This window comes from Thomasclavelia spiroformis DSM 1552 (assembly GCF_025149465.1).
Lineage (GTDB): Bacteria > Bacillota_I > Bacilli_A > Erysipelotrichales > Coprobacillaceae > Thomasclavelia > Thomasclavelia spiroformis.
In genome coordinates this window covers 2,091,657-2,104,434 of the sequence record NZ_CP102275.1, presented here as the reverse complement: position 1 = coordinate 2,104,434, position 12,778 = coordinate 2,091,657, and the positions used below count along the sequence as shown (strand labels likewise).

The window sequence follows — 12,778 nt, the reverse complement described above, 5'->3', positions numbered from 1 at the left end:
CATGGCAGAAAAATATAAGTTAACAAAAAAAGATCGTATGTCTGTTGCATGGCGTCATCAGTTCCTTCAAGGTTCATGGAACTATGAACGTATGCAAAACGGAGGATGGTGTTATTCAATAATACCAGCCATCAAAAGACTATATCCAAATAAAGAGGATCAAATAGAAGCATTAAAGAGACATATGGAATTCTATAATACACATCCATATGTATCAGCACCAGTAATGGGTGTAACATTAGCGTTGGAAGAAGAAAGAGCAAATGGAGCAGAAATCAACGACCAGGCAATCCAAGGGGTTAAGGTCGGAATGATGGGGCCATTAGCCGGAGTAGGGGATCCAGTATTCTGGTTTACATTAAGACCGATATTAGGTGCCTTAGGAGCATCACTTGCATTAAGCGGAAATATCGTGGGGCCATTACTATTCTTCTTTGCATGGAACATAATCAGAATGGCATTCATCTGGTATACACAAGAATTCGGATACAAAGTAGGAACATCAATAGCGAAAGACTTATCAGGAGGGCTATTAGGAAAGATCACACAAGGGGCATCACTATTAGGGATGTTCATAATCGGATCACTGGTACAACGCTGGGTAAGTATTTCATTTACACCAACAGTATCAGAAGTAACACAATCAGCAGGAGCATTCATTGACTGGTCAAATCTGCCATCAGGAGCAGAAGGGATCAAGTCAGCATTGACAACATACAGTCAATTGGGAGCTTCAGCATTGGATGAAGTAAAAGTAACAACATTACAACAAAACTTGGATCAGTTAATTCCAGGGCTTGCAGCATTATTATTAACATTACTATGCTGCTGGCTATTAAAGAAAAAAGTGTCACCAATCATAATAATCATCGCATTATTCATAGTAGGTATTGGAGCACATTTAATAGGAATCATGTAAAAGAAAAGCTCGGGGAAACCGAGCTTTTTATACAGAGAAATAGGAGAATACAGATGGTACAGTCAATGAATACAAAAGTAGACTATACAGTAGCGGCGACATCATATCTGGGGATGGCGAACTATGGGAAGGTGATGATAGGGGATAAGGCATTTGAATTCTATAATGAAAAGAATCTCAAGGACTATATCCAGATACCATGGGAAGAGATAGACTATGTGATGGCATCAGTAAACTTTAAAGGGAAATGGATACCGCGCTTTGCGATAGTGACGAAGCAAAACGGAAGGTTTACATTTTCAACAAGAGACAACAAGGCGACATTGAGAGCAGTAAACAAATATATAGAATCGAACCGGCTGGTAAAGTCACTGAGTTTCTTTCAGGTAGTAGGCCGAGGACTGAAGAGACTGTTTAGAATCAAGACGAAGAAAAAATAATATTAATACTTATATTGAAAATGCCCAATTGGGCTTTTTTTATTTAGAACAGTTTTAATAGTATAAAATTTTCGTAAATTTATTTTACGTAAATTTTATTTAGACTTTTCGAAAAAATAATTACAAAAGTTGAAAATTGTTAAAATAAGTATGAAATATTATACTTTAATTGTGAAAGATTGGAGGTGATGACTTTAATAATTGTAAATCATATCATAAATAGTGGGAGGTAAATATGAAAGGAAAAAGAAGCATATCTTTCTTGATTACAGGTATGGTGGCACTTACTAATATCTTAGGTAGTGCATCGACTGTATTTGCAAAAGAAAGTACGAATTATGAAATTACAACAAGTGATTATGAAACTAAGGATTTAGTACAACATGTTAATCCTTTAATCGGTACAAATAACTTTAAAGGGGATAGTGAATGGTCAGGAACTGCACCTTTTGTAAGTGCACCATTTGGAATGACTAATTTCACACCACAAACAAGAGAAAATCGTATTGGTGACATTTCTTACGAATACAAAGATACAAAATTTAAAGGTTTCTTTGCAACACACCAACCAGCAATTTGGATGGGTGATTATGGGTATGTTAATGTTATGCCTCAAATTGGAGATGTTAGTCCTGATCAAAATGGAAGAGCGTTGACTTTTTCACATGATGATGAAACTGCAACACCTTATTACTATAAAGTAACGGCTGGTAAAGAAGAAGGAAAACCAATCACTGCTGAAATGACTGCTACTAAACGCTGTGCGATTTATCGTTTTACTTATCCTAGCAGTGATGAAGCAAAAATATTTGTTGAATCTGCAAGAGGTCGTGGAAACGGACATATTGAAATTGATGAAGAAAATGGAGAAATTACTGGATGGAATAATGATAACATGAGTTCTCATTTAAATAATAATCCACCTGAAAATCTTAAAGGATATTTCGTTATTCAATTTAGTAAAGATACAGATGGTAAAGGAACTTATGAAAATTATAAAATCCAAAATGATGCTACATCAGCTGATGGACAAAAATCAGGTGCTTATTTAAGTTTTAATACTGAACAAGATGAAACAGTTGAAATAAGAATTGGAACATCATTTGTTAGTGTTGATCAAGCTAGAGCAAATATTGAACAAGAAATTGGAGATAAAGAATTTAATGAAGTTAAAGAAGAAACAAAGAATATATGGAATGATCGTTTAAATGCAATTCAAATTGAAGGTGCAACAGAATCAGAAAATCATATTTTCTATACAGCAATGTATCATGCTTTATTATATCCAAGAACTTTCTACGAAGTAGTAGATGGAAAAAATATTTACTTTAGTCCTTATGATGATCAATATCATGAAGGTAAATCATATACTGATTTTTCATTATGGGATACATTTAGAGCACAAAATAGTTTATTGACAATTGTTGCTCCAGATAAGATTGATGAAATGGTACAATCATTATTACAAAATTATCAAGAAGGTGGCTATATGCCAAAATGGCCAAATCCTGGATATACAAATATTATGATTGGTACACATGCAGATTCAATTGTAGCTGAAGCAATCAATAAAGGATTTGATGGTTTTGATTATGATTTAGCTTATGAAGCAGTATTGAAAGATGCAATGGTTCCTCAAGAAGGTGATGGAACAATTTATAAATGGGGCGATAGAGCTACAAACGTACCATATGAAGCACGCGCTGGACTATCTGCTTATAAAGCATTAGGATATATACCTAATGGTTACGTTAATGAAAACGTTTCTAGAACAATTGAATTTTCTTATGATGACTGGTGTGTAGCTCAAGTAGCAATGGCAGTTGGAAAAGATGCTGAGGCAAAATTCTTCTTAAATAGAAGTATGAATTATAAAAATGCAATTAATCCTGAAACTGGATATGCAATGGGTCGTGACGTAGATGGGAATTGGTCAACAAGTGGAGAACAATTTACTGAAGGTGATAGAAGAAAATATACTTGGTTTGCACCACATGATCCACAAGGTTTATTAGAATACATGGCTGAACATCAAGGTGCAGATTTCTATAACACTGAACTTGAAAAAGCATTTGGTGGATTAGGTGGCGACAAATGGATTGAACAACAAAATGAACCATGCCATCATTATGCTTATATGTTTGACTTTAGTGGTCGTCCTGATTTAACACAAAAATATGCAAGACAAACTTTATTAGAAAGTTATTTTGATGATACTAGTGGACAATTAGGAAATGATGACTGTGGACAAATGTCTGCTTGGTATGTATTTTCAGCAATGGGATTTTATCCAGTTAATCCAGCATCTGGAGAATACATGATAGGAAGTCCAATATTTGATAAAGTTACAATCAATAATCCAAAAACAGATACTCAATTTGTTATCACTGCAAATAATAATGATGATAATGAAACAAATGCTAACTGTTATATTCAAGATGCAACATTAAATGGCGAAGCATTAAATATTCCAGTTATTACATATAATCAAATTACATCTGGTGGAAATGTAGAATTCAACATGAATGATACACCTTCTAGTTGGGCAAGTGATTATCATAAAGAAGCAATCCAATATGACGAAGATGCTCAAAGTCCTGAAGATGATTCTGAACCACCATTCTTTGGAAATAGTGAAGTGACTAGAGTAACAGGTAAAAACTATGCATCTAAAGCAAAAGTAAGTACAACTGATTATGGACAACCTGGTGGTGATATTGATGTTCCATCAGTTTCATTGATTGATGGAAACTATGACACTGGTTATGTTAGTGCGAACGTTCATTCAAATGAAGATTTGTCTAATACACCATATTATTTGACAATGGAATGGGATAACCCATTAAGTAGAGTAACATCATTTAAAATTTGGTCAAATTATAGAGGTAACCAAAATCCTACAAAAATGGATATTGAAATAAAAGATTCATCATCAGATCAATGGAAAGTTATTGTAGAAGATTGGACACCTGAATGGAAAGACGAAAGCGGTGGCGATAATCGTTGTAGTGCAAATATTAAATTTAATAAAGCACTTAAAGATATAATAGGATTAAGAATTAGAATTAAAGAAGCAAACTTTACATGGGGTAAAATTGCAGTAAGAGAATTAGAATTATTTGAGGATTATTCTCAAATAATTGAAATTTCTAATCCATCTGATTATGTTGCTAATATTAAATATAATAGAAATACATTAGAAAAAGTATTATTTAATGGCAAAGAATTAGTAGAAAACGAAGATTATGCATTCTCAAGAGAAAATAATAATCAAATTACTGTCTTTGGAACATCGCTTGTAAAAGATGGTGTGGATTCAAGTGCTAAACTTGAATTTGTATTTAGTCAAGGTGATTCATATGTTGAAACATTAATTATCTGGGATGGATGGAAAGCACATCTTGAATCACTTGTAGAAAAAGCTGAAGCAATTGATACATCAATTTATACATCAGCAAGTGTAGATAATTTAAATGAAGCAATTAACGAGGCTAAATCAATTATAGATAAAGAAGATGCTAGTGATGAAGAGCTAGAAGCTGCTTCTAATAAACTTAATGAAGCAATTGAAGGTTTAGTTGTAGATACATTTAGAGGAAGTATTATGAATGATCCATCACTTAAAGTATCTGCTAATGGACAAGCTAATGAAAATGAAGGACCAGAAAAAGCAATTGATGCTGATTTGAACACAAAATGGAGCTGTCGTTATCAATATGCAGATGATGGAAAATTCTGGATGGAAATGGATTTTGATAAGAAGTATGCAGTTAATGGTTTAATCTTTATTGGTGCAGCAACAGAAAACTCATCATATCTTACAAAAGAATTCTCTTTACAAGTTAAAGAAAATGGTGAATGGAAAGATGTATATACTTTAAAAGATATTGAAGAAAATGAAGTAAAAGTTACACTTGATGAACCAATTATGGGTAGTCAATTCCGTTTGGTAATTCCTAAATTAAGTGATACAGATTCTGCAAATGCAAGAGTATATGAATTCCACTTATTAGGAAATGTGTTAGCTGATAAAACAGCATTAGGTATCGCTATCGATTTAGCTAATGCAATCACTGATGAAGATTTAGCTAATGTCGTACCAGCAGTAGCTGATGAATTTATTGCTGCAAGAGATGAAGCTAATGCAGTATATAATAATACTAGTGCTTCACAAGTTGAAGTAAATAATGTATTTGATAGGCTTGCTAACGTTATGCATATGTTAGACTTTAAACAAGGTGATAAAACAGCATTAAAAGCATTTATCGATAAAGTTAGTGGATTAGAAGCTGATAAATATATTCAAGCTACATGGACAGCATTTGAAACAGAATTAAATGAAGCTAATGCTGTATACGAAGATTTAAATGCAATGCAAGAAGAAGTAAACAATGCATACAGTGAATTAGTAACAGCATTCTTGAACTTAAGATTAATTCCAGATAAGAGCTTATTAGAAGAATTAATTAATCAAGCAAATGGATTAAACGGGGCGAACTATACAAAAGCAACATTTGATGGATTAACAAAAGCATTAGATGAAGCAAAAGCAGTATTTGATAATCCAAATGCTTCGCAAGTTGAAGTAGATAATGCAAAAGATGTTCTAGCCAAAGCTCTTGCAGGATTACAAACAATAACAACTGATAACACAGTAAGTACACCAGTAAATAATGGTGATACTACAAGTGTAAAAACAGGAGATGAAAGCTTAGCAGGAATGTTTGCAACAATAGCATTATTAAGTGTAGCTGGATATGCAGCATTAAAAAGAAAAGATTAATATTAGATAATAATTAAAATTGCTTTCTTTCCTCTTATAATTAATAAAATATTTAGGTTACTGATATATTTTGATAGCAGTAACCTTTTAGTTTATTGATATAAAATTATTGTATGATAAATTTACAAAAATTTTATCTATAGTTTTCGAAAAAATAATTACAAAAGTTCTAAATAGTAAAAGTTTTTTATTGGATTTATAATTGAAATGTAAATAAGTTTTTTAATGATTTAAGGAGGTGAAATTAATAGAATTTTAAATTATGGATAATATTTTAATTAATGATTTTAATTTTGAGAAAGCTAACTATATAAAAATCAAGAGTTTTTGATGAAAAAGTCTGAAAATAATAAACTTCCTGATTTTATGAATCAACTAGTAAAGTTCTTTAAAAAGTGAATATGTATTTGTAGTTTTTGGGCATGATGAAAACTACCTTGAAAAAGGTATTTTTAAAATTTGCATATGGCTATTTACTATCTCAGGAGTTCAGGGTCAAACTGCTGACCTGTAGTTAATAGATGATAAATGATTCTAAGCAACTTTCTTACACAATGTCCCTGAGCACAACGATGTCCCTTGCCTTGAGAAAGCTTCAATTGATAATACTGTTTGAATACTGGATTATTGTTGATCACAGGCAGTATGATTTGATATAAGGTCTTTCTCAAGTATTTAGATCCTTTCTTTGTAATAGCGGTATGCTGTGCAGTAAACTGACTGGATTCATAATGCAAAGGAGCGACTCCTGCAAATTTAATGATTTTTCTTGCGCTGGAGTAGTTGCTTATCTCTCCTAATTCGGCTAAAATAGAGGTACCAGAGAAATGAGAAATTCCTGGGATACTTAGGATAGGAGAGTTGTTTTGAACAGAGAACTCTTCTATTTTTTTATCTATTTCAGCGATTTGATCATGAATAAGTTCAATTTGACTAATGAGATGCTTGATTTGAATCACTTCTGCAGATGAAGAAATGCCTATAGAAGATTTGGCACACTCTTTAAGTTTTTCAGCGGTCAGAGAGATACGACCACCTCTGCCTTTGATGTCAAAACATTTACGAATGGTTCTGATATCAGCACTGGCGATATTTTCAGCACTGCCAAATGTTTTAAGTACATTCATGTAGACAGTACCATACTTGCACTTGAATAGACTATTAAACTCGGGAAACACAACATCAATGCATTTTTGTAAACGATTTGTATAGACGTTTATTTCCTTTTTTAAATTATGATGATGTCTAGTCAGCTGTTTTTGTTCATAAAGGTCGAAACTGTCAACCTTTGTAATACGATACTGTTTCTTACGTTTGGGGGTATCTAAGACGTCGCAAATAGTCAGCGTATCAAGTTTGTCATTTTTCGTGATACCACCTTGGAGCTTGCGCGTGAAATCGGTCGTTTTGGGATTGATCAAGGCAACAGTAAAACTTTGATCTAAGAGATACTTTAACAAAGCAAAATGATAATGTCCGGTATCTTCCATACCAATCAAGACAGAAGATTTAGAATAAGGTTTAAGTTTTTGAACAAGAAAATCAAATCCTTCTTTATTGTTGGCAAAAGAAGTAGGCGAAATAATAAGTTCACCTGTATCTTTATCCATGATGCAAAAGAAGTGTCTGTTTTTTCCAATATCGATTCCAACTAACTTCATGATAAAACATCCTTTCCTAATAGATTATGTGAAATGGTATCCACAACACTTAGACCACAAAACCTGGTGCAAAATAGGAATTCAAGACTCATCTAACTCATCATTGTTTAGGAATAAGGTGTGGTAAGATCCTTTCTAAAGTAGTCAAGCCACAAGGAAAAAAATACAAATCTACATTCACATATTCAATATTTTACAGAATAACTTAAACGTCATCAACCACGGATAAACAAGGTTGATAGAAAGGAGAAGGTATACTGTAGATGACTATTAAATGAGTCAATTACAATATACCAGGAAAAATGAGATTATGAATATTCGTGGAAAAAAAGTTGTTACAGTTTTATTATCAGCGTTTATGACTATGTCAGTATTTTCAATAAATAGTGTAAATGTTGATGCAAAATATAAAACTGACGAAAATTATGTTGAATATACGAATACTTTATTTGGAACTGATGTTGATGAAGGATCAACATCAGCAGGTCCATCATTACCTAATGGATCTATTCATCCAAGTCCTGAAACAACACCACCTGATAATGGAGGGTATCATCGCGGAAATCCTGTAGTTGGTTTTGGTCAATTATATACTCAAGGTTCTGGAGGAACAAAATCATATGGTAATTTCTTATTATCACCTCAAACTGGTGAAATAAAAACAAGTGATCGAGATCATGCATCAAGTATAAGTGAAGAAAAGGGACAAGCAAATTATTATACAGTTAAGCTTGATAAATATGATATTAAAGCTGAGGTAACACCTAATCAACATTCAGCAATTTATCGTTTCACTTATCCAGAAAACGCTGATTCATCACTATTAATTGATGTAAGTAGAAAAATTGGAGGAGAAGTAGCTTTAAAATCTGGATCAGTTAATATTGATAAAGAAAATAAAATGATTACTGGTGGTGGTACATTTAGTAAAAACTGGAACCCTAGTGATTGGAATATGTATTTTGCTTTAGAATTTGATCAAGATATTGAAGAAATTGGAACATGGGATAATAGTGGATTAAAAAGTGATGTTTTAAGTTTAGAAAAAACATCTAATAATGAACATTTTGGTGCCTATGTAAAATTTGATACTTCAAGTGATCAAGAAGTTAATGTTAAAATTGCAATTTCTTTTGTAAGTGTAGATAAAGCAAAAGAATTTTTAAATAATGAAATTAGTGAATTTGATTTTGAAAAAGAAAAAGAAGAAGCAGAAGAAGTATGGAATGAAGTTCTTGGAAAAGTAGAATTAGGTAGTCAAGTTGACGAAGAAACAAAAGATAAGTTCTATACAGCTTTATATCATACTAATGTTCAACCAAGAAACCGCAGTGAAGACCATGGAACTTGGGATGATTATTATACATTGTGGGATTCTTGGCGAACAGTATTTCCATTTTTACAATTAACCCGTCCAGAAATGGTAGCAGCAAATATTAATTCATTTATCAAACGTTATAAAGAAAATGGAAAAATATCAGATGCTTATATTCAAGGAAAAGAATATATTTGTGGACAAGGTGGAAATGATATAGAAAATATTATTGCTGATGCATATTTAAAAGGAATTGAAGGTGTAGATTGGCAAGAAGCTTATCAAGTTGTTAAAGGTGAAGCAGAAAATTATCGTTCAAAAAATTATGCAACACTAGGATGGAATACTGGTGAAACAGAAGCAATTAATGGTGATAAGTATTCATGGCGTTTGAAACCAAGTTCAGCAACAATAGGTTTTGCTTATAATGATTATGCTGTAGCTATGATGGCAAAAGGTTTAGGTTATCAAGAAGATTACGAAAAATATATTCAATCTTCTAAAAAGTGGTTAAATAACTGGGATGAAAATCTGGTGTCATCAGATGGTTATAAAGGATTTATTCATAAAAGAGCAGCAGATGGAAGTTATGCAACTGTAGATCCAAGTCATTTTGTAGGAAATGATGGAACTGAAAAATTATGGCAAGGGTACAATGATGACTTTTATGAAGCAGGAATTTGGGAAGGAAGTTACTCTCCTACATTTGATTTACCAACATTAGTAGAAAAAATGGGTGGTAAATATGAATATGCTGATCGTTTAGATTATGCTTTAGGACAAGGTTATATCAACTTTGCAAATGAACCGGCATTTCAAACAATTTGGACTTTAGCAAGTGATGAAGTTCAACGTCCTGATTTAGCAAGTAAATGGGTTGACGTATATTTAAGTAAGTATACTGATGTTGGTTATCCAGGTGATGAAGATAATGGTGCAATGAGTTCAATGTATTTATTCATGATGAGTGGCTTCTTCCCAATGTCAGGAACTAATAATTATTACTTACATGGAACACATTTACCAGAAGTTACTTATCATTTAGGAACAGGAAATGATCTTGTTATTAAAGGAATCAATGTTAGTGATGAAAATATCTATGTTCAATCAGCAACATGGAATGGGCAACCATTAACATCTTCTAAATTAACTTGGGATCAAATTAAAGAAGGTGGAACTTTAGAATATGTAATGGGTAGTCAACCAAGTGATTGGGCAAGAGAAGTAGATAATGAAAATCCAAGTGATGTAACAGGATTAACATTAGATGATTCAAAATTAAATGAAGGTATATTAGCATTAAATTGGAATAAAGCTACAGATAATACACAAATTAAACAATATAATATCTATAGTTCAACTCAAGAAGATTTTGAATTAAATGATGAAACATTAGTTACTTCAATTAAAGATACAACTTATACATTTGATGTATCAAATGAAGTTAAATATTTTAAAGTAGAAGCAGAAGATTATTTTGGAAATAAATCATTAAATTCACCAGTTGTAAAAGTAGATATTTCTGATTTTGAAAAACCTATATTTAATGGTGAAATTGAGTTGGATGAAAGATATCTTGATATTGGTTTAGTTAAGTTTAGTTGGCCTGAAGCAACTGATAATATAAAGGTTAAAGAGTATCGAGTATATCGTGATGATGAAGAAAATTATGATTTAGATGAATTAAGTCTTTTAACAACTACAAGTGATTTAAGTTACAGTGAAACAAAGCAAGCAGGAACTTTCTATTATACTGTAGTAGCAGTTGATCTTTTTGGAAATGTTTCAGATCCATTAAAATTAAAAGTAGAAAATAGTAATGGTTTAACAGGTAAAAAAATAAAATCTACAGAAAATATAGCTAAAAATAAAACTGTAACAGCTAGTGGTAGACATAGTGAAGCAGAAGATGGAAAATATGCTGTTGACGGTAATACTAAAACTAAATGGTGTAGTAAAGATAATGAATCATCAGCAAATCCAGATTTCTGGTTAGAAATAGATTTAGGAGATGTTTACCAATTAACTAAATGGGTTGTAAAACATGCTCAAGTAGGTGGAGAACAAGCATCATATAATACAAGAGATTTCAAACTTCAAGTAAAATCAGGTGATGAATGGTTAGATGTTGATAGTGTTGTAGGAAATACTGATTCAACAACTTCAAGAATTTTACCGATGTTTGAAGGGCGTTATATTCGTTTATATGTAACAAATCCAACTCAAGCAAATCAAGCTAGAACAACTAGAATTTATGAAATTGAATTTTATGGTGATAAGGATTATTCAACATTTACTGGAAGTATTATGAAAACTCCGGGTATTGAAGTATCAGTAAATCATGCTGTTAATGAAAATGAAGATGCTATTAAAGCAATAGATTTTGATACAAATACAAAATGGAGTTGTCGTAATAGTAACGATGATAATGGGTACTACTGGCTAGAAGTAAAATTACCACAAAAATACCGTGTGGATGCTTTAGAATTATTAAGTGCAGAAAAAGAAAATGCAAGTTATATTACAAGAGATTTCCAATTACAAGTTAAAGAAAATGATGAATGGAAAGATGTTCATAATGTAACTGGTAACCAAGAAAATCTTTATTATGCAAACTTAGATACACCAGTTATAGGTGATAATTTTAGATTATTAATCAAAAAATTAGGTAGCGCTAATGAAGATAATGCTAGAGTATATGAATTCCATTTATATGGAGACAAAGTAGTTGATAGCGATAAAACAGCATTAAAGATTGCAGTAGATCTAGCTAATACAATTACTGATGAAGATTTAGATAAAGTAATTCCAGCAGTAGCTAATGAATTCAAAGCAGCAAGAGATGAAGCTAATGCAATTTACAATGATATCAGCGCAACTCAAGAAGAAGTAAATAATGCATTTGACAGACTTGCAAGTGCAATTCATATGTTGGACTTTGTAAAAGGTGACAAAACAGCATTAAAAGCATTTATTGATAAAGTTAGTGGGTTAGAAGCTGATAAATATACACAAACTACATGGGCAGCATTTGAAACAGAATTAAATGAAGCAAATGTTGTATATAACGATGAAAATGCAATGCAAGAAGAAGTAAATAGTGCATACAGTGAATTAGTAACAGCATTCTTGAACTTAAGATTAATTCCAGATAAGAGCTTATTAGAAGACTTGATTAATCAAGCAGAAGGATTAGACAAAGCAAATTATACAAAAGCAACATTTGACGGATTAACAAAAATATTAAATGAAGCAAAAGTAGTATATGAAAATCCAAATGCCACTCAAGAAGAAGTAGATAGCGCAAAAACTACATTAGAAAAAGCAATCAATAGTTTAGAAAAAAATACACCAGTAGAAAATACTGTAAACACACCAGTAAATAAAGGTGATACTACAAGTGTAAAAACTGGAGATGAAAGCTTAGTAGGAATGTTTGCCTCAATTGCATTACTAAGTGTAGCTGGATATGCAGTACTTAGAAGAAAAGAAGATTAATGTAATTAGACTATTGATAATTTAGGTTATCGATAGTCTTTTTAATAGGTAAAAAAAACGTAAAATTATTTTACGTTTTTTTTATTTAATAAGAATTTGGATTCGTCAACGGGTATATTGTAAAAATAAAACTATAAGGGTACCTTTAAAATAAGGTACCCA

At 31.8% G+C, this 12,778-nt stretch carries 5 protein-coding genes; 4 read left to right on the top strand and 1 reads right to left on the bottom strand.

Translation table 11 applies throughout. The features are described 5' to 3' along the window. Position 1 precedes the first annotated feature (1 nt). The 3 genes from NQ543_RS09975 (at position 2) to NQ543_RS09965 (ending at position 6,142) form a co-directional block, all read left to right on the top strand. On the top strand, positions 2-919 hold the full coding sequence (locus NQ543_RS09975; protein ID WP_004609502.1) for a PTS system mannose/fructose/sorbose family transporter subunit IID: 918 nt from the start codon (positions 2-4) through the stop codon (positions 917-919). A gap of 53 nt (positions 920-972) precedes the next feature. Beyond that, positions 973-1,359, top strand: a complete 387-nt coding sequence (locus tag NQ543_RS09970) for a DUF956 family protein (protein WP_004610666.1) — start codon at positions 973-975, stop codon at positions 1,357-1,359. Between the two features lie 235 nt (positions 1,360-1,594). Then, a complete protein-coding gene (locus NQ543_RS09965) occupies positions 1,595-6,142 on the top strand; it encodes a GH92 family glycosyl hydrolase (RefSeq protein WP_004609504.1) in 4,548 nt (1,515 codons plus the stop codon). Positions 6,143-6,618: 476 nt separating this feature from the next. Here NQ543_RS09965 and NQ543_RS09960 read toward each other — a convergent pair whose 3' ends face one another. After that, the gene (locus NQ543_RS09960) at positions 6,619-7,803 is read right to left on the bottom strand and encodes an IS110 family RNA-guided transposase (RefSeq protein WP_039903945.1); all 1,185 of its coding nucleotides are present in this window, start codon (positions 7,801-7,803) and stop codon (positions 6,619-6,621) included. 274 nt (positions 7,804-8,077) lie between these two features. Between NQ543_RS09960 and NQ543_RS09955 the strand changes: the two genes are divergently transcribed. Further along, positions 8,078-12,616 (top strand): GH92 family glycosyl hydrolase, encoded by a 4,539-nt coding sequence (locus tag NQ543_RS09955; protein ID WP_004609506.1) that lies wholly within the window; start codon positions 8,078-8,080, stop codon positions 12,614-12,616. Positions 12,617-12,778 lie beyond the last annotated feature (162 nt).